Origin of the sequence: Nitratireductor indicus C115 (assembly GCF_000300515.1) — a bacterium.
Classification (GTDB): domain Bacteria; phylum Pseudomonadota; class Alphaproteobacteria; order Rhizobiales; family Rhizobiaceae; genus Nitratireductor; species Nitratireductor indicus.
In genome coordinates, this window is sequence record NZ_AMSI01000011.1 from 46,685 (window position 1) to 63,888 (window position 17,204).

The window sequence follows — 17,204 nt, forward strand, 5'->3', positions numbered from 1 at the left end:
CATCCGCAACCTTACTGGCCGGCGGACGCAACTTTCGTGTTCGCCTCGACCGCGGCCATCAGGGCCTTGTTGGCACCCGTCAGGTCATCGCGGGCCGCAGCGACCCAGGTGTCGTACTGGCCCTTCGCCACAACGCGGATGGCGATCGGCATGAAGGCGTGGTCCTTGCCGCAAAGCTCGGAGCACTGGCCATAATAAAGGCCTTCCTTCTCCGCCTTGAACCAAGTCTCGTTGATACGACCGGGAACCGCATCGACCTTCACGCCGAAGGCCGGCATGGCGAAGGCGTGAATGACGTCGCTCGCCGTGACCAGAACGCGAACGGTGGTGTCGACGGGGACGACGATCTCGTTGTCCACAGCCAGGAGACGCGGATAGCGCGCCTTGTCTTCCTTGCCGGCGCCCGAACGCTCGTCTTCCTTCAGCATCAGGGACGTGAAGGAGAGCGGCTCTTCAAGCTGATACTCGTAATCCCAGTACCACTGGACGCCCGTCGCCTTGATGGTGAGTTCCGGCTCATCGGTCGGCGTATACTGCGCCGTCAGAAGCTGGAAGGACGGAACAGCAAGGAACAGAAGGACGATCACCGGACCAACAGTCCAGACAACCTCGATCAGCGTGTTGTGGCTGGTGCGCGAAGGCGTCGGGTTCGTGCTCTTGCGGAAACGCAGGATACACCAGGCAAGCAGAAGCATGACCAGGATGGTGATCGGAATGATGAACCACAAGGTGTAGTGCTCAAACCAGGTGATCTCGTGCATGATGCTCGTGACGGCCGGCTGGAACCGCATCTGCCAAGGCTCGGGCTGCGCAGCAAAGGCGCCCGTTGCGAAAAATGGCAGAGAGGCAAGGCCAACAGCGATATTCTTCATAACCCTCGTCATCTCCCGTGGCGAAACGGCAAAGCCGAAGGACCGGCTCCGCCGCAAGGGCAATTCTGGCATTTTCTAGGCGCGTTCAAACCATACTCTCATTTGAACCGCAAGAAAGGCGTTCGATGCAGCGTGCGGCATTTTTGCGCCCCGGCAGCCTGACCCGGACAGATGTTTCCCGTCGGTTCGGGAAAATCTCTCCAAAAGCCACAGGCCCCAGGACGCGGTTTTCCCGAACGGACGGATGCCATCTGTCCCGACAGCACCACCGAGCCCGGCTCATAACGCCGACGCCCTCCCCGGTGCAATAGCACAAAACACCGCGCCGTCCCATTTCTGTCGGAATTGAACGAATATTGTGCAGCCCGACAATGCTGAACAGGTTTTTCGGCTCTTGCCGACTCTATCCCTTTTCGGCCAAAGCCATCGCAGGGTAAATTCTCCTGATTCGTCCGGGAGCAGGAATCATGACCATGTCTTTCGTTACGCGCGGCGCGCTGGTGCTCGCCCTGACCGTTGTTTCCGCTCTGGCGGCCGTTTCCGGCGCTGGGGCACAGCAGAGCGGCACCGTGCGCTCAACCCATGGCGCATGGTCGATCCTGTGCGATACGCCAGCCGGCGCCTCCACCGAGCAGTGCGCGATGATGCAGAACGTCGTCGCCGAGGACCGCCCTGAAATGGGCCTTTCAGTCGTTGTCCTGCGGACAGCCGATGGGAAGGCCGAGATCTTGCGGGTTCTGGCGCCGCTCGGCGTGCTTCTTCCCAACGGCCTCGGACTCAACGTGGACGGCAAGGACATCGGGCGTGCCTATTTCGTGCGCTGCTTCCAGGATGGCTGCTATGCCGAGGTGATCCTCGAGGACCAGCTCATCAACACGCTGAAGACCGGAAAGTCGGCCACGTTCATCGTCTTCCAGACACCGGAGGAAGGTATCGGCATTCCCGTCGACCTGAACGGATTTGCCGCAGGGTTCGACGCTCTTCCCAAATGATCCGGAAGAATGAACGACGCTCGTTTCGTTCCAGCAAGGCCGCCCGCACAGCGAGGCGGCTTTTTTGTTGTGGATGGCCGCAGAAAAGGACGCGTTCACGCGGCACTGGATCGCCGGCCTAATCTTTCCTAAATGAAGGAAGTCGCTTCCACAGGATTTCCCATGACCGCCAAATCTCTCATCGACGCCTTCGATTGCTCGCCCGAACGGCTGAGGAGCCTCGTACAGGATACGATCAAGGGGGCGGACGACGGCGAACTCTTCCTCGAATACAGCGAAGGAGAGGCGCTGGTCTATGATGACGGCCGCCTCAAGACGGCGAATTTCAATACCGACCAGGGCTTTGGCCTGCGCGCGGTGGCTGGGGAAACGTCGGGTTATGCCCATTCGAGCGAACTGAGCGAAGCGGCGCTGAAACGGGCCGCCGATGCCGTATCCACGGTCAAGGACGGCTATTCCGGCACGCTCGCAGCCGGTCCGAGCGGTACGAATCAACGTCTCTACGGCGAAGAGAATCCCATTTCCGCACCGGGCTTCGAGGAAAAGGCGAAGCTCCTGCAGGAGATCGATGCCTGGGTGCGCGCCCGCGACCCGCGCGTGCGCCAGGTCACCGCATCGCTCGCTGCCTCCTGGCAGCAGGTGGAAATCCTGCGCGCCGACGGCCAGATCGCGCGCGACATCCGTCCGCTGGTGCGGGTCAACGTGTCTGTCATGGTCGGCGAGGGAGACCGGCAGGAAACAGGTTCCTACGGCATGGGCGGACGCAAGAGTTTTGGAGAATTCCTGGCGGAAGACTCCTGGCAGTTCGCAGCCAGCGAGGCCTTGCGCCAGGCGCTGGTCAATCTCGAGGCGGTCCCCTCGCCTGCCGGAACGTTCGACATCGTTCTGGCCAATGGCTGGCCGGGCGTTATGCTGCATGAAGCTGTCGGCCATGGGCTTGAGGGCGATTTCAACCGCAAGAAGACATCGGCCTTCGCGGGGCTGATGGGCCAGCAGGTCGCGGCAAAGGGCGTTACGGTTGTGGACGACGGCACCATCTCCGAGCGGCGCGGCTCGCTGACCATCGACGACGAAGGCACGCCATCGGCCCGCAATGTGCTGATCGAGGACGGCAAGCTCGTCGGCTACATGCAGGATCGGCAGAATGCGCGCCTGATGGGCATGCGCGCCACCGGCAACGGGCGGCGCGAATCCTATGCGCATGAACCCATGCCGCGCATGACCAACACCTATATGACCAATGGTGACAAGACGCCGGAAGAGATCATCGCGTCGGTGAAGAATGGCATTTATGCCGTCTCGTTCGGCGGCGGACAGGTGGATATCACGTCCGGCAAGTTCGTCTTCGGCTGCACCGAAGCCTATATGATCGAAGACGGAAAGGTGACCCAGCCGATCAAGGGCGCGATGCTGATCGGCAACGGGCCGGATGCCATGCACCGCGTCTCCATGGTCGGCAACGACATGACGCTCGACAATGGCATCGGCATGTGCGGCAAGGCCGGCCAGGGTGTGCCGGTCGGCGTCGGCCAGCCGCATCTTCGCATGGACCAGATGACGGTGGGCGGAACCAAGGCGTGATGCGCTTTACATCCATCGTCGTTCTGACCGGTGCGGGGGTCTCTGCCGAATCGGGCATCGACACGTTCCGCACCAAGGACGGATTGTGGTCCAAGATCGACTATCGCGATGTGGCGACACCGGAAGGCTATGCCGCCAACCCCGTGCTGGTGCACGAGTTCTACAATATGCGCCGTCGCAAGATCGCGACGGTCGAACCCAATGATGCGCACCGCGCACTTGCCCGGCTCGAACGGGGGTTTCGGGGCGATTTCCTGCTCGTGACGCAGAATGTCGATGACCTGCATGAACGCGCAGGCTCGAAGAAACTGATCCACATGCATGGCGAGCATCGCAAGGCGCTTTGCGCCCGGTGCGGCAGCCGGTCGCCCTGGGAAGGCGACATGTCCGTCGAAACCGCCTGCCCCTCCTGTGGCGCCGTCGGCCATATGCGCCCGGACATCGTCTGGTTCGGCGAAATGCCCTACCAGATGGACCGCATCTACGATGCGTTGCGGCTGGCCGATCTCTTCATCTCCATCGGCACGTCAGGCAATGTTTATCCGGCTGCCCAGTTTGTCCAGGAAGCGGGCCGCAACGGCGCGCATACGATCGAGCTCAATCTCGAACCATCGGAGACCTTCGACGATTTCGACGAGGCGATCCATGGCCCCGCCGGCAAGGTCGTGCCTGAGTATGTGGACTGGCTTCTCAAGCTCTGACGGTTAGAAAATCAGCGCCCGCGTCGCAGCAGCGCCACCGCTTCCACATGCGGCGACCAGAGGAACTGGTCTATAGGCACGACGCGCTCCACCGCGTATCCACCCTCGATCAGGATCGAGAGATCGCGGGCGAGCGTACCTGGATTGCAGGAAACAGCGGCAACGCGCCCGATCTTCGAGCGCGCGATCTGGCGTGACTGGAGCTCGGCACCGGCGCGCGGCGGATCGAAGACGAGGCCGTCGAAGACGTCGAGTTCGCGTGGCAGCAACGGTCGGTGAAAAAGGTCGCGTTTCTCGGCTGTTACCGGCTTCAACGCGGGCCATCCACGCGCGGCCTGATCCAGCGCGGCAAGCGCTGCCTGATCGCCTTCCACTGCCTGCACGCGGGCATTTACCGCGAGGCGCAAGGCAAAGGTGCCGCTGCCGGCAAAAAGATCGGCGATATGCCTTGCTCCGGCAAGATGGTTCTCCACGAGATCCGCCATGGCCGTTTCGGCGGGAAGTGTCGCCTGAAGGAAACCGCCGGGCGGGATCGCGACGGGCACCTCAGCGAACAGAACCGTCGGCTTCATCGCTTCCACGATGATTTCATCATCGGCCGTCAGGCGCGCAAATCCCCTCGCCAGAACGAAATCGATAACCGAGCGGCGTTGCCGTTCGCCGAGCTTCCCGGCACCGGTAACCGCTATGTCCAGCCCTGTAGCCGTCGCCGTGACGGCCATATGAAAGGCTTTCGGCGTGGCCGCGATCATCTTGGCGAGTTCGCGCAATTCCGGCAAAGCTTCCACGATTTCGGGCCGCGCGACCGGGCATTCCTCCACCACCACGATGCGATGCGACTGGCCTGCATTGAAACCCAGCAGAACCTCGTTTCCAAGCCGCCTTGCCGAAAAGGTTACGCGACGGCGCGCGTTCGGCGCACAGGCTACAAGCGGAGCGACTTCCGTTTCGATACCACGCGCGGCAAGCGCGCGCACGACCTTGTCGCGCTTCCATTCGCGATAGGCCTGTTCCTCCAGATGCTGAACGGAGCAACCGCCGCACTGGCCGAAATGCCGGCATGCGGGCTCCACGCGCAGGGGCGAGGCCGTCTTGATCTCCACCTTGCGGGCGCGCCCTTTCTCGACCTCGGCCTCAATCGTCTCGCCGGGCAAGCCGAAGGGTACATAGACAGGCCCCTGCCGCGCATTGGCCACGCCGTCGCCCTGCGCGCCAAGATGATCGATGGTCAGCGCTTCGCGCCTCATGCCTTTACTCCTGAAAGCAGGAATTCCCGATTGCCGTCACCGCCCTCTATGGGGGAAGGAACGAGCCCCGTCGAGCGCCATCCCGCATTCGTGTCGAGCCATGCCCGCAATTCGTCAGCCACCGCCTGCGCCATTGCCGGATCGCGCAGCAGCCCCCCTTTGCCAATGGCCTTGCGGCCGGCTTCGAATTGCGGCTTGACCAGAAACAGGCCGCGGGCACCCGGCAATGCAAGATCGAGCGCGGGCGGCAATGCCAGTTTCAGCGAGATGAAACTCACGTCCGAAACCAGAAAGTCGGGCCGCCGGCCACCGATTTCATCCAATGTCAGGGAGCGAGCATTGATGCCTTCGAGGTTGGTCACGCGCGGGTCGTCGCGGACCCGCCGGTCCATCTGGCCCGTGCCGACATCGATGGCCGTCACATGCGCCGCACCGCGCTCCAGAAGTACCTGCGTGAAGCCCCCGGTCGAGGCGCCAATGTCGAGCGCCTCACAACCCGCCGGATTGAGACCAAAGGCATCGAGCCCGCGCAGAAGCTTCAGCGCGGCGCGCGAGACATAGAGACTGGCGGGATCATCGACGACGATCCGGGCGTCGACCGCAACCGTCTGACCCGGCTTCTTCGCAACCGCATCATTCACCGTAACGGTGCCGCGCAGAACTGCGTCACGCGCCCGCGCCCGGCTGTCAAACAGGCCGCGCTCGACAAGAAGCTGGTCCAGCCTCATGGGGTTGGCCTCATGGGGGGTGGCCGCATGGGGGTGGCCTTTGCGCCTGGCATCAACACAAACCTGCTCAGGCGCGCGCCGCGTGCTCGGAACGCTGTCCTAACGCGGTGAAGACCGTACGCACGATGGAAGCAGCATCGAGCCCGGCATCTTCCACCATGCGCTCGGGCTTGGCGTGGTCGACAAAGCGGTCCGGCATGGCCAGAGGCCGCACCTTGAGACCGGTTTCAAGAAGCCCTTCATGGGCGAGGAAATTCAGGACATGCGATCCGAAGCCACCAATCGAGCCTTCCTCGACGGTCAGGAGAACCTCGTGGTCGCGGGCAAGCCTGCGGACCAGTTCTTCATCCAGAGGCTTGGCGAAACGAGCATCCGCGACGGTGGTGGAAAGACCAGCCGCCTCCAGTTCCTCCGCGGCCTTGAGACAATCCTGCAAGCGGCTGCCGAAGGATAGGAGCGCCACCTTGCCGCCCTCACGCAGCACGCGCCCCCTGCCGATGGGAAGAACGTCTCCCCGCTCGGGCATATCGACGCCGACACCGTCGCCGCGCGGATAGCGAAAGGCAATAGGACCGGCATCGTGCACACAGGCCGTGCGCACCATGTGCCGCAACTCCGCCTCGTCGGCGGCAGCCATCACCACCATATTGGGAAGGCTTGCCAGATACGTCACGTCGAAGGCGCCGCAATGGGTCGGACCATCGGCCCCCACATAGCCGGCGCGGTCGATGGCGAAGCGCACGGGCAGGTTCTGCAACGCAACATCATGGACCACCTGGTCATAGGCGCGCTGGAGAAAGGTCGAATAAATGGCAACGAACGGTTTCAACCCCTCGGTGGCGAGACCGGCCGCAAAGGTGACCGCATGCTGTTCGGCGATGCCGACATCGAAAGTGCGCTCGGGGAACTCCTTGCCGAAGAGATCAAGCCCAGTACCGGACGGCATGGCGGCGGTCACCGCAACGACGCGCTCGTCCTCGCGCGCCTCGGCGATCAACGACTGGGCAAACACCTTGGTGTAGCTTGGGGCATTGGCCGGTGCCTTTGCCTGAGCGCCAGTGATGACGTCGAACCTGTTGACGCCGTGATATTTGTCCTCGGCGGCCTCGGCGGGGGCATAGCCTTTGCCCTTCTTCGTCACCACATGGATGAGCACCGGTCCATTGCCGTGGTCCCGCACATTCTTCAGCACCGGGACAAGGTGCCTGAGATTGTGTCCGTCTATGGGACCGATATGGAAAAAGCCCATTTCCTCAAACAGGGTTCCACCCGTCACATAGCCGCGGGCATGCTCGACGGCGCGCGTTACGGCGCGGTCGACCCCCTTGCCCAATGCAGCCGTCAGTTTCTTACCCAGTTCGCGAACGCCCTGATAGGCGCGGCCTGAGGCCAGGCGTGCCAGATAGGCGCTCATTGCGCCCTGCGGCGGAGCAATGGACATGTCGTTGTCGTTGAGGATCACGATCAGGCGGGCATCGAGCGAGCCGGCATTGTTCATGGCCTCATAGGCCATGCCGGCGGAAAGCGCGCCATCGCCGATCACCGCGATCACATTGCGCCGCTCGCCCTTCAGATCGCGCGCCACGGCCATGCCAAGGCCCGCGGAAATGGAAGTGGAGGAATGCGCCGTCCCGAAGGGATCGTATTCGCTTTCGGTGCGCTTGGTGAAACCATAAAGCCCACCCTCCTGCCGGAGCGTGCGAATGCGGTCGCGACGGCCAGTCAGAATCTTGTGGGGATATGCCTGATGGCCCACATCCCAGATAAGACGATCTGCGGGAGTGTCGAAGACATAGTGCAAGGCAAGGGTCAATTCGACCACGCCGAGACCGGCGCCCAGGTGACCGCCCGTGCGCGACACCGCGTCGATCAACTCCGAACGCAATTCTGCGGCAAGCGCGGGAAGATCGTCTTCGGAGAAGCGTTTCAGATCGGCCGGATACGCAACCTTGTCGAGGAGGGGCGTGTCGGGTGGCGATTTCATTGAGCGTCACCTCGCCTGTTGGCATTGAAGGGTCATAGGACTTCGGCCGCCGAAAGTAAACGGAATGTCGCAAAACAAAACCATTCACTTCCGACCTTGTACGAAAGAACAAGCGCCGGCGGGAGATCTGTCAGAAAGGTGAGAAAAATCAGAAAAAACAACGCCCGCTGAACCGGCTGAAACTGGCCAGACAGGAAACCGCAGCATATGTTTGCTGGCGTGTCAGCCCTCGTCGAGAGGCTCCGAGCCCGTCGGCTGGCCCTCGCGGGAAAGGCGAATCTTCTCCACCTTGTCCTCTGCGGCCTTCAGCAGACGGTCGCAATGCTTTTTTAACGCCTCGCCGCGCTCATAGATGCGGATCGACTGGTCAAGCGGGACATCGCCGCGCTCAAGGTCTTCCACGATCTTCTCGAGCGCCTCAAGGGCCTGCTCGAAGCTCATCGCCTTGATGTCGTCGTTGGCGTCTTCGGCCATTCTTCATCCCTTCATCAAACGGCCGACATGGGCTGCGACCGACGCGGAAAGTCCTTCGAGGTCGTAGCCACCTTCCAGCAGGCTGACAAGGCGTCCCTGTGACAAACGGTCGGCCTTCTCCATCAGCACACCCGTTGCCCAGTCGAAATCCTCGGTCTGAAAGTTGAGCTCAGCAAGCGGGTCGCGCCAATGGGCATCGAATCCTGCAGATATGATGATCAGGTCGGGGGAGAACCGGTCAAGTGCTGGCAGGACAAGCGCGTTGAGGGCTTCCCGAAAGGCTTCCGACCCGGCTCCCGGCGGCAGCGGCGCGTTCACGATGTTGCCCACGCCCGTCTCGTCGCGGGCGCCTGTGCCGGGGTAGAGCGGCATCTGGTGCGTGGAGCAGTAAAGAACCGTCGGGTCGTCCCAGAATATATCCTGCGTCCCGTTGCCGTGATGCACGTCCCAATCGACTATGGCAACGCGCTCGGCACCGTGCTTGCGCTGCGCATGACGGGCAGCGATGGCGGCGTTGTTGAACAGGCAGAACCCCATTGCCCGGTCTTTTTCGGCATGGTGGCCGGGCGGCCGTCCCGCCACGAAGACATTGCCCGCCTCGCCGGAAAAGACATCGTCCACCGCCGCGTTCGCACCGCCAATGGCAAGCAGCGCGGCCTCGAAGCTCTTCGGGCTTACCGTCGTGTCCTCGTCGATCCGCGCCATTCCCTTCTCGGGAATGCTCATTTTGACCTTGTCCAGGTGATGCTGCGGGTGCGCATAAAGTATGGTCGCCTCGTCCCCCAGCGGCGCCTCGAGCCTTTCCAGATAGGCAAAGGGCTCGTCATCCAGCCGGTCGACGATTGCCCGCAGGCGATCCGGCCTTTCGGGATGGCCAGGCGGCGTCAGATGCTCGCGGCAGACCGGATGAGTATAGAAACGCGTTCTCATGCCGCGAGTGTAATTGCCAAAGCATAGCTTGGCCATGACGACGCCATATGCCGTCTGTCGTTTCAACAGGCTGTTTTCACGCGCGGCAGTCCAATCGCGGAGGAACGCTCATCTATTGTCCATCGGCGTTTGGCATAATCGGGCTGTCCGGGGCACAATTCCACATCCTCAATCCCTCGAGCAGTCTCTTGAAGGCAGCCACCGCCCGCTTGGAGACCGCCGCCGGATCGTCCGCATTGGCGATCCACAATGAGGCATGCAGGCTTGCACCGTTGATCACACGAGCTGTCGCCTCGGCGTCGATAAATTTCAGCAGTCCGGCCTCTTCCAACCGCGTGAGGCTTTGCGACAGGGAACGGATGCAGCCTGTCTGATGGGGCCATTTATATGGATCGCCCAGGACCGCTGGTCCGTCGAGCAGCATGATGCGCTGAATTTCGGGCTCAAGCGCCATCTCGATATACCCCACACATTCGGCAACAAAGCCCTGCCAGGGGTCTTCGTAACTTTCCGCAACGCCATTCAAGCGTTCGCTCATCTCCGCGTCGATCTCTACAATCACCGCCCTCAGCAACCCCTCCTTACCACCGAAATGATGATAAAGAGCGCCCCGCGTCAGGCCAGCCTCAGCGGTGAACTCATCCATTGAAGCAGCAGCATAGCCCACGGTGCCGAACGCCTGGCGGGCCGCCTTTATGAGCTTGGCTCGAGTTTCAGCGATCATTTCACTTCGCGGTTTATGCGCCATCGTTTCTTCTTTCACATACGCAACGTATATTAATTGACATACGGATCGTATGTCACTATGTGCCTGAGCATACGCCGCGTATGTAAACCCGATCAAAGTTCGCATCAAGGACAGTTCCAATGCCCAACCCCTATCGCGAAATATTCAAAGTGCCAGGTACCAAGGGTTTCGCCGCCGCAGGTTTCATAGCCCGGCTCCCCATCGCAATGGCTCCGATCGGCATCGTTGCCATGTTGTCACAAACCCATGGCGAATACTGGCTTGCGGGCGCCGTCTCAGCCACCTTCGCCCTTACCAATGCCTTTGTGGCGCCACAGATCTCGCGGCTGGTCGACAGACACGGTCAAACCGCTCTGTTGGTGCCCACCAGCGTCGTTTCGGTAGCCGCCTTCCTCACGCTCATCCTGGCCGCCAATCAAGACTGGCCTGCCTGGACGATGTTCTTTTCGGCCTTGCTCGCTGCGACAATGCCGAGCATACCCGCCATGGTTCGCGCACGCTGGAGCGAGATTTTCCGCGACCGGCCCGAGCTTAACACCGCCTTTGCTTTCGAATCGGTCGCCGATGAACTCGTCTACATCGCAGGCGCATCGCTTTCCGTCGGCTTGAGCGTCGCTCTTTTTCCCGAGGCAGGCATGTTGGCGAGTACGCTGTTCCTTGCAGTAGGCATCGCCGCCTTCGTGCTGCAGCGTTCGACCGAACCCCGTGTGCGTCCGTTCGAAGGTGGCAGGACGATATCGGCAATTCGCCTGCGGCCTGTACAGATCATCACTGTTGCGCTTGTCTTCGTCGGCTCCATCTTTGCCACCGCAGAAGTGAGCGCTGTAGCGATTACCAAGGAGCTCGGTCAACCGGGTGCGGCAAGCCTGGTGATCGGCGTCTACGCCGTCGGCTCATTTGTGATCGGCATCATCGTTGGAGCACTGAACCTGAAGATGCCGCTGCAGCGTCAGTTCGCCATCGCTGTCGCCGTGATCGCGCTAACCACTGTACCGCTACTTTTTGCAGACACGGTGGCACTTCTTGCAGTCACCGTATTCATCAGCGGCATGGCGGTCTCACCAACCTTCATCACTGCCTTCGGTCTCATTGAGCGACGCGTTCCGGAGGCCATGCTGACGGAAGGCATCACTTGGGTGATGACCGGCATCGGCATCGGCATGGCACTCGGCGCATTCGTCGCCGGCTGGGTCGTCGACGTCTACGGACCCCGCAACGGGTTCTGGGTCTCGGTGATAGCGGGAACCGCCTCCTTCCTGACGGTCCTGCTCGGCCAGAGCAGCCTCTCGGGCGCACGGAGCCCCGATGCTTCCGCGCCCATTGCCCAGCCCGCTGAATGACAGATGGCAAGCCTGCGGGTTCCGGGAAACCGGGCCCCGCCTCTCCGCTTAATGCTTGCTGGCGAAAACCGATCAGACGATATCTGTCGAGGCGATAGCGATGCCGAAGCCTTCAAGGCCCACATAGTGCCGCTCGCGCGATGCCATGAGGCGTATGGACGAAATGCCGAGATCCTTGAGAATCTGCGCACCCAGGCCGATTTCGCGCCATTCGCTTTCCCGGCGCAGGGCTTCCTCGTGCTCTTCCCTGCCCTCGCCGGCGGTGCGGCGGCGATCCTGATGCGCAACGCCAATGGACCCCTCGCGCAGATAAACCAGCACACCCCGGCCCAGCCCCGTCATGCGATCCATGGCCTCGCGCAGGCGCGCTTCCTTGCCGAACACATCGGAAACCACGTCTTCCGTATGGAGCCTAACAGGGATTTCCGACCCGTCACGTATGTCGCCGAAGACGATGGCAAGATGCTGCATCGCCTCCCAGGGCAGCTTGTAGGCATAGGCTTTTGCCGGACCGCAAACCGTTTCCACGTCGAAGCTCGCCACCCGTTCAACAAGCGTTTCCTGACGCTGGCGATAGGCGATCAGATCGGCGACGGACACTTGCTTCAAACCATTCTTCTGCGCGAAATCCGAAACCTGCGGACCGCGCATCACCGTGCCGTCATCATTGACCAGCTCGCAGATCACCCCGATGGGCGGCAAACCGGCAAGCTTGCACAGATCGACGGCAGCCTCGGTATGTCCGGAGCGCATCAGCACCCCGCCTTCCCTTGCGACCAGCGGGAAGATGTGGCCGGGACGCACGAAATCCGAAGGCCCGACATTGGGATTTGCCAGATTGCGCACGGTGAGTGTGCGATCATCGGCGGAAATGCCGGTGGTGGTACCATGCTTGAAATCGACGGTCACGGTGAAGGCCGTGGAATGGGGCGCATCGTTTTCTGCAACCATCGGCGCCAGATTGAGCCGCCGGGCCTCTTCGCGCGGCATAGGCGCACAAACGATGCCCGAAGTATGACGCACGATGAAAGCCATCTTCTCTGCCGTACAGTGAACCGCAGCGACGATCAGGTCGCCTTCGTTCTCGCGACCGTCATCGTCCATGACGACGACGATCTCGCCGCGCTCGAAGGCGCGCAGGGCTTCAACGACTTTCTTTTGATCGTAGGGCATGGGTCAGACCGTTCCGTTCTCGTCACAGGGAGCGCCCAGCCGGCCGCCCCTTTCAAAAAATCACTCAGCCTTGTCCGGTCTGGCCGCGATGGCGCAGATAGTGGTCGGCGATGGCGCAGGCCATCATCGCTTCGCCAATGGGCACGGCACGTATACCCACACAGGGGTCATGCCGACCCTTGGTCATGACATCGACATCCTTGCCATCCTTGTCCACACTCTGGCGCGGCGTGAGGATGGAAGAGGTCGGCTTGACCGCGAAACGGGCAATAACCGGCTCTCCGGTGGAGATCCCCCCCAGGATGCCGCCGGCATTGTTGCTTAGAAAACGCGGGCGGCCGTCATTGCCCATGCGCATCTCGTCGGCATTCTCCTCGCCGGTGATGCGGGCCGCCTCAAAGCCATTGCCGATCTCAACCCCCTTAACGGCATTGATCGACATCAGGTTTGAACAGATGTCCTGATCGAGCTTGGCATAGAGCGGCGCACCGAGGCCTGCGGGAACCCCCTCCGCCACCACCTCGATCACCGCGCCCACGGACGAACCCGCCTTGCGGATACCATCCAGATAATCGGTGAATACCGCCACGGATTTCGGGTCCGGCGTGAAGAAGGGGTTTTCCTCATGACCGATGAAATCCCAATCCCAATTGGCGCGGTCGATATCCTTGACACCCATGGAGACGAGCGCGCCACGAACCTTCAGGCCCGGCACGACCTTGCGCGCAAGAGCACCGGCGGCGACGCGGGTCGCGGTCTCGCGCGCCGAAGAACGACCACCGCCGCGATAGTCTCTGAGACCATATTTGGTCTCATAGGTGAAATCGGCGTGGCCTGGACGAAACCGGCGGGCGATCTCGCTGTAGTCCTTCGACCGTTGATCCACATTCTCGATCATCATGGAGATCGGCGTGCCAGTGGTGATCAGCGTTTCGCCGTCCTCCTCGGGCAAAACGCCGGAGAGCACCTTTACGGCATCGGGTTCGCGGCGCTGGGTGACGAAGCGGGACTGGCCGGGACGGCGCTTGTCGAGCTCGACCTGAATTTCCGCAACGGTGAAGCGAATGCCAGGCGGGCAGCCGTCAATCACGCAGCCGATGGCCGGTCCATGGCTTTCGCCCCAGGTGGTGACGCGGAATAGATGGCCGAAAGTGTTGTGCGACATCGATGGAAACTCTCATGCGGCAGGACTGTGCGGACCGCTGGGCTAGCCCCCGGGCCGGTCGCTCCGCTTCTAGAGCATTTTACCGCCTGTGGGAAACACCCATGTCGCAGAATTGCCGTAGAAGAGTTATAAGCCGGCAAGTGTTGAAATCAGACAGAATTCCGGGCTCCACGCTTGCTTACCGCGCCAGTTTTGACACATTTGAACTGTTTTATTTGAGAGCAAAGTCAACACTTCGGTCGCGCAGGCACCGAAACAGAGGCAGAAAGAGGATTTGGATGCGCATTCCTGCTGCGGCGTTCGCCTTGTTCATGTTTGCCCTCCCCGCGTTAGCGGCTGATGCCGAGGGGAAAGTTACGAAGGTCGATGAGGACAATCTGACCATCACCCTGGAGAACGGCCAGACCTACAAGCTGCCCTCCGAAATGGACATTTCGGTCATCCAACCCGGCATGGAAGTGGTGCTTGCCTATCGCGAAGGCGACAAGGGCGTGAAGCAGATCACCGATATGGTTCTGCCGGAATAAGGTTTTCGTCCCATCTCAAAACAAAAGCCTGCCTCAAAAAGGCAGGCTTTTCCATGCGATCTACCAACACCTGCAGCGTATCAGGCTGGATCGGTTCACCGTTTCGCGGAAACCCTGAACCAATCTATTTCTTTGTTTTTCCGCATTTATGCAGACGCTATGTGATTCCACCTGACTGCAAAATGCTCTAGATCCAGCCCACATTGCCGTTTTCGAACCGCAGGATGCGATCCTGCGGGATCGGAACTGTCGCCGCTTCTTCCGGCTCAACCTGTCCCGTCAGAAACAGAAGAGCGCGGATAACGCCCCCATGGGTGACGCAAACCGTTGGTTCGCGCACGTCCTCAAGCCAGGGCCTGATGCGCATGGCAAGCATGGCATAGCTCTCGGCCGTTTCGCCCGGTGGGACAAAACCCCATTTATCCAGCGCCCGCGCCTTGGTGGCGCCGGGATGTTCCCGCTCCAGCTCCGCATAGGTGAAGCCTTCCCATTCGCCGAAATTCAGCTCCTTCAAGCGCGGATCGAGCTGATAATCCTGCGGCGGAAGGCCAAGCCCCGTGCGAACGCGCTCCATGGTCTCACGGGTGCGGCGCAGCGGGCTTGAGACAAAACGGAATGCCTTTGCCTCGCCGATCAGTTCGGCAAGGCGAATGCCATTTCCATCGGCCTGCTTCTGTCCGACGGCGTTGATATCGGTATCGGCCTGCCCCTGCAGTCGTTCCTCGACATTCCAGTCGGTCTGTCCATGGCGGATGACGTAAAGCAGCGGCGGTCTGAGATCGGGCATTTAGTCGTTGACCACCGAAATATCGGGCGCATCGACCGCCTTCATGCCCACGACGTGGTAGCCTGAATCCACATGGAGAACCTCGCCCGTAACACCGCGCGACAGGTTCGACAGAAGATAAAGAGCCGAATCGCCCACCTCATCGATGGTCACGACGCGCTTGAGCGGCGAGTTGTATTCGTTCCAGCGCAGGATGTAGCGGAAATCGCCGATGCCGGAGGCGGCCAGCGTCTTGATCGGCCCCGCCGAAATGGCGTTGACACGAATGTTGTTGCTGCCAAGATCGACCGCGAGATAGCGCACGCTCGCTTCAAGCGCCGCCTTGGCCACACCCATCACATTGTAATGCGGCATGACCTTTTCTGCGCCGTAATAGGTGAGCGTGACGATGGAACCGCCTTCGGTCATCAGGGGTTCGGCACGCTTGGCCACCGCCGTCAGCGAATAGACGGAAATGTCCATGCTGCGCAGGAAATTTTCGCGGCTCGTCTCGACATAGCGGCCCGTCAGCTCGTCCTTGTCGGAAAAGGCAACGGCGTGAACCAGGAAATCGAGACGGCCCCACTTCTGACGAAGCGTCTCGAAGACGGCGTCGACGCTTTCGAGGTCGGTCACGTCGCAATGGCCGGCGACAATCGCGCCCAATTCCTCGGCCAGAGGCTCGACACGCTTCTTGAGTGCATCGCCCTGATATGTCAGAGCCAGTTCCGCTCCCTGGGCCGCACAGGCCTTCGCGATGCCCCAGGCGATCGAGCGATTGTTGGCGACCCCCAGAATGAGCCCGCGCTTACCGGCCATCAGGCCATTGCCATTTGCCATGGAATGGTTCTCCGAATTCTGTTTGCGGCATGCCGGCCCCATTCCAGGAGACGCAGCAGCCATCAGCCTTATATCCGGTGTCGGCTAAGGCAGGTGATTCCCACCACGGCACACCGCCACGGACGGCAAGCCCTATCGCACAGCCCCGCGGCGGCATCAAGCGGATTGGCGGAACAAAGCCTCCAGAGCAGGATCTCCCCCTTCAGGCAACATGATCTGCACATGGGCATAAAGGTCGCCATGCCCCTCCCCCTTCTTCGGCAGGCCGCGCCCTTTAATGCGCAGCGTTCGACCGGAATTCGTCCAGGCAGGAACGCTCAGCGCGAGCTTGCCCGTCGGGGTCTCGACCGGGACCTTCGCGCCCAATACGGCATCACGCAGACTGACGGGAAGATCCACGTGAAGATCGCGGCCTTCGACGCGGTAGCGGGGATGCTTGCGGAAACGCAGGGTCACCAGCGCATCGCCGCGCTCGCCGAAGGGCGTCTCCTCGCCCTGCCCCTTGAGGCGGATCACCTGCCCGTCTTCCACGAAATGCGGCAGCTTCACAGCAATCCGCCGCCCGCCGGGGAAAACCGCAGTGACCTTGGCGGCCCTGGCCACATCCTCGATGTCGATGTCGAGCGTGGCGTTCAGATCGCCCATGCCAGCGGGCCGGCCTCCGCCGCGCCCCGCCTGACGCGCGCGACCGCCTTGCGAAAACGCATTTCCGAACAATTCGTTGAAGATGTCGGCACCACTGAAACCGGCCCCATCGGGCCCGCCGCTGCGGAATTCGAAATGCTGCGCGTCACCGGGATGACCACCGGGACGGCCTCCAGCCCGGCTCGCCCGGCGAAATCCCGCAAAGGGATCGCCACCGGCCCCTTCGAAGCCCTGGAATCGCGGCTTGCCCTCGGCGTCTATCTCACCGCGGTCGAAAGCCGCCTTCTTGGTTTCGTCGCCAAGAATTTCATAGGCCTGATTGACTTCGGCGAAATGCTCCTTGGCCTTCGGATCGTCTGGCCGATGGTCCGGATGGTATTTCTTGGCCAACTTGCGGTAGGCCGACTTTATGTCCTTGGCGGAGGCGTTTTTCGCCACGCTCAGAATGTCGTAAGGATCACGCATGTGCTGCTCTATCGCTGATCGTTCGC

General features: G+C 61.4%; 17 protein-coding genes. 5 read left to right on the plus strand and 12 right to left on the minus strand.

Annotation, left to right across the window (positions count from 1 at the left end; translation table 11 throughout):
• Nucleotides 1-11: 11 nt before the first annotated feature.
• Nucleotides 12-872, minus strand: coding sequence for a cytochrome c oxidase subunit II (coxB, locus tag NA8A_RS15885; protein ID WP_009451359.1), 861 nt, complete (start codon nucleotides 870-872; stop codon nucleotides 12-14).
• 467 nt (nucleotides 873-1,339) lie between these two features.
• On the opposite strand from coxB, the gene NA8A_RS15890 reads away from it, so the two are divergent.
• The 3 genes from NA8A_RS15890 (at nucleotide 1,340) to NA8A_RS15900 (ending at nucleotide 4,146) form a co-directional block, all read left to right on the plus strand.
• Complete coding sequence (locus NA8A_RS15890; protein WP_009451360.1) at nucleotides 1,340-1,864, plus strand: invasion associated locus B family protein; 525 nt, start codon at nucleotides 1,340-1,342, stop codon at nucleotides 1,862-1,864.
• A gap of 162 nt (nucleotides 1,865-2,026) precedes the next feature.
• The gene (gene tldD, locus NA8A_RS15895; protein ID WP_009451361.1) at nucleotides 2,027-3,445 is read left to right on the plus strand and encodes a metalloprotease TldD; all 1,419 of its coding nucleotides are present in this window, start codon (nucleotides 2,027-2,029) and stop codon (nucleotides 3,443-3,445) included.
• Nucleotides 3,445-4,146: an NAD-dependent deacylase gene (locus NA8A_RS15900; protein ID WP_009451362.1), complete on the plus strand. Its 702-nt coding sequence runs from the start codon at nucleotides 3,445-3,447 to the stop codon at nucleotides 4,144-4,146. The genes tldD and NA8A_RS15900 overlap by 1 nt, the downstream gene beginning before the upstream one ends.
• An 11-nt stretch (nucleotides 4,147-4,157) precedes the next feature.
• Here the strand turns inward: NA8A_RS15900 and NA8A_RS15905 are convergent, their stop codons facing one another.
• From NA8A_RS15905 to NA8A_RS15930, 6 genes are all read right to left on the minus strand, one after another.
• On the minus strand, nucleotides 4,158-5,393 hold the full coding sequence (locus NA8A_RS15905; RefSeq protein ID WP_009451363.1) for a class I SAM-dependent RNA methyltransferase: 1,236 nt from the start codon (nucleotides 5,391-5,393) through the stop codon (nucleotides 4,158-4,160).
• A complete protein-coding gene (locus NA8A_RS15910) occupies nucleotides 5,390-6,121 on the minus strand; it encodes a TlyA family RNA methyltransferase (RefSeq protein WP_009451364.1) in 732 nt (243 codons plus the stop codon). The genes NA8A_RS15905 and NA8A_RS15910 overlap by 4 nt, the downstream gene beginning before the upstream one ends.
• Before the next feature lie 67 nt (nucleotides 6,122-6,188).
• The gene (gene dxs / locus NA8A_RS15915) at nucleotides 6,189-8,105 is read right to left on the minus strand and encodes a 1-deoxy-D-xylulose-5-phosphate synthase (RefSeq protein ID WP_009451365.1); all 1,917 of its coding nucleotides are present in this window, start codon (nucleotides 8,103-8,105) and stop codon (nucleotides 6,189-6,191) included.
• Between the two features lie 222 nt (nucleotides 8,106-8,327).
• Nucleotides 8,328-8,579 (minus strand): exodeoxyribonuclease VII small subunit, encoded by a 252-nt coding sequence (locus NA8A_RS15920; protein WP_009451366.1) that lies wholly within the window; start codon nucleotides 8,577-8,579, stop codon nucleotides 8,328-8,330.
• Nucleotides 8,580-8,582: 3 nt separating this feature from the next.
• The gene (locus NA8A_RS15925; RefSeq protein ID WP_009451367.1) at nucleotides 8,583-9,509 is read right to left on the minus strand and encodes a histone deacetylase family protein; all 927 of its coding nucleotides are present in this window, start codon (nucleotides 9,507-9,509) and stop codon (nucleotides 8,583-8,585) included.
• A 112-nt stretch (nucleotides 9,510-9,621) separates the two neighbouring features.
• On the minus strand, nucleotides 9,622-10,257 hold the full coding sequence (locus NA8A_RS15930; RefSeq protein WP_009451368.1) for a TetR/AcrR family transcriptional regulator: 636 nt from the start codon (nucleotides 10,255-10,257) through the stop codon (nucleotides 9,622-9,624).
• Between the two features lie 119 nt (nucleotides 10,258-10,376).
• Between NA8A_RS15930 and NA8A_RS15935 the strand changes: the two genes are divergently transcribed.
• Nucleotides 10,377-11,597: an MFS transporter gene (locus NA8A_RS15935; protein ID WP_009451369.1), complete on the plus strand. Its 1,221-nt coding sequence runs from the start codon at nucleotides 10,377-10,379 to the stop codon at nucleotides 11,595-11,597.
• A gap of 72 nt (nucleotides 11,598-11,669) precedes the next feature.
• Here the strand turns inward: NA8A_RS15935 and ribB are convergent, their stop codons facing one another.
• Both ribB and aroC read right to left on the minus strand, forming a co-directional pair.
• Nucleotides 11,670-12,770: a 3,4-dihydroxy-2-butanone-4-phosphate synthase gene (gene ribB / locus NA8A_RS15940; protein ID WP_009451371.1), complete on the minus strand. Its 1,101-nt coding sequence runs from the start codon at nucleotides 12,768-12,770 to the stop codon at nucleotides 11,670-11,672.
• A 64-nt stretch (nucleotides 12,771-12,834) separates the two neighbouring features.
• Nucleotides 12,835-13,935, minus strand: a complete 1,101-nt coding sequence (aroC, locus tag NA8A_RS15945; RefSeq protein WP_009451372.1) for a chorismate synthase — start codon at nucleotides 13,933-13,935, stop codon at nucleotides 12,835-12,837.
• A 278-nt stretch (nucleotides 13,936-14,213) separates the two neighbouring features.
• Between aroC and NA8A_RS15950 the strand changes: the two genes are divergently transcribed.
• Nucleotides 14,214-14,462: a DUF1344 domain-containing protein gene (locus NA8A_RS15950; RefSeq protein WP_009451373.1), complete on the plus strand. Its 249-nt coding sequence runs from the start codon at nucleotides 14,214-14,216 to the stop codon at nucleotides 14,460-14,462.
• 187 nt (nucleotides 14,463-14,649) lie between these two features.
• On the opposite strand, the gene NA8A_RS15955 is transcribed toward NA8A_RS15950, so the two are convergent.
• From NA8A_RS15955 to NA8A_RS15965, 3 genes are all read right to left on the minus strand, one after another.
• Complete coding sequence (locus NA8A_RS15955) at nucleotides 14,650-15,249, minus strand: histidine phosphatase family protein (RefSeq protein WP_009451374.1); 600 nt, start codon at nucleotides 15,247-15,249, stop codon at nucleotides 14,650-14,652.
• Complete coding sequence (fabI, locus tag NA8A_RS15960) at nucleotides 15,250-16,068, minus strand: enoyl-ACP reductase FabI (protein WP_009451375.1); 819 nt, start codon at nucleotides 16,066-16,068, stop codon at nucleotides 15,250-15,252.
• A 156-nt stretch (nucleotides 16,069-16,224) separates the two neighbouring features.
• On the minus strand, nucleotides 16,225-17,178 hold the full coding sequence (locus NA8A_RS15965; RefSeq protein ID WP_009451376.1) for a DnaJ C-terminal domain-containing protein: 954 nt from the start codon (nucleotides 17,176-17,178) through the stop codon (nucleotides 16,225-16,227).
• Nucleotides 17,179-17,204 lie beyond the last annotated feature (26 nt).

Bases quoted from the DNA above. Each gene is read 5' to 3' on its own strand.
- coxB (WP_009451359.1), bottom strand. From the start codon at position 872: ATGAAGAATATCGCTGTTGGCCTTGCCTCTCTGCCATTTTTCGCAACG.
- NA8A_RS15890 (WP_009451360.1), top strand. From the start codon at position 1,340: ATGACCATGTCTTTCGTTACGCGCGGCGCGCTGGTGCTCGCCCTGACC.
- tldD (WP_009451361.1), top strand. From the start codon at position 2,027: ATGACCGCCAAATCTCTCATCGACGCCTTCGATTGCTCGCCCGAACGG.
- NA8A_RS15900 (WP_009451362.1), top strand. From the start codon at position 3,445: ATGCGCTTTACATCCATCGTCGTTCTGACCGGTGCGGGGGTCTCTGCC.
- NA8A_RS15905 (WP_009451363.1), bottom strand. From the start codon at position 5,393: ATGAGGCGCGAAGCGCTGACCATCGATCATCTTGGCGCGCAGGGCGAC.
- NA8A_RS15910 (WP_009451364.1), bottom strand. From the start codon at position 6,121: ATGAGGCTGGACCAGCTTCTTGTCGAGCGCGGCCTGTTTGACAGCCGG.
- dxs (WP_009451365.1), bottom strand. From the start codon at position 8,105: ATGAAATCGCCACCCGACACGCCCCTCCTCGACAAGGTTGCGTATCCG.
- NA8A_RS15920 (WP_009451366.1), bottom strand. From the start codon at position 8,579: ATGGCCGAAGACGCCAACGACGACATCAAGGCGATGAGCTTCGAGCAG.
- NA8A_RS15925 (WP_009451367.1), bottom strand. From the start codon at position 9,509: ATGAGAACGCGTTTCTATACTCATCCGGTCTGCCGCGAGCATCTGACG.
- NA8A_RS15930 (WP_009451368.1), bottom strand. From the start codon at position 10,257: ATGGCGCATAAACCGCGAAGTGAAATGATCGCTGAAACTCGAGCCAAG.
- NA8A_RS15935 (WP_009451369.1), top strand. From the start codon at position 10,377: ATGCCCAACCCCTATCGCGAAATATTCAAAGTGCCAGGTACCAAGGGT.
- ribB (WP_009451371.1), bottom strand. From the start codon at position 12,770: ATGCCCTACGATCAAAAGAAAGTCGTTGAAGCCCTGCGCGCCTTCGAG.
- aroC (WP_009451372.1), bottom strand. From the start codon at position 13,935: ATGTCGCACAACACTTTCGGCCATCTATTCCGCGTCACCACCTGGGGC.
- NA8A_RS15950 (WP_009451373.1), top strand. From the start codon at position 14,214: ATGCGCATTCCTGCTGCGGCGTTCGCCTTGTTCATGTTTGCCCTCCCC.
- NA8A_RS15955 (WP_009451374.1), bottom strand. From the start codon at position 15,249: ATGCCCGATCTCAGACCGCCGCTGCTTTACGTCATCCGCCATGGACAG.
- fabI (WP_009451375.1), bottom strand. From the start codon at position 16,068: ATGGCAAATGGCAATGGCCTGATGGCCGGTAAGCGCGGGCTCATTCTG.
- NA8A_RS15965 (WP_009451376.1), bottom strand. From the start codon at position 17,178: ATGCGTGATCCTTACGACATTCTGAGCGTGGCGAAAAACGCCTCCGCC.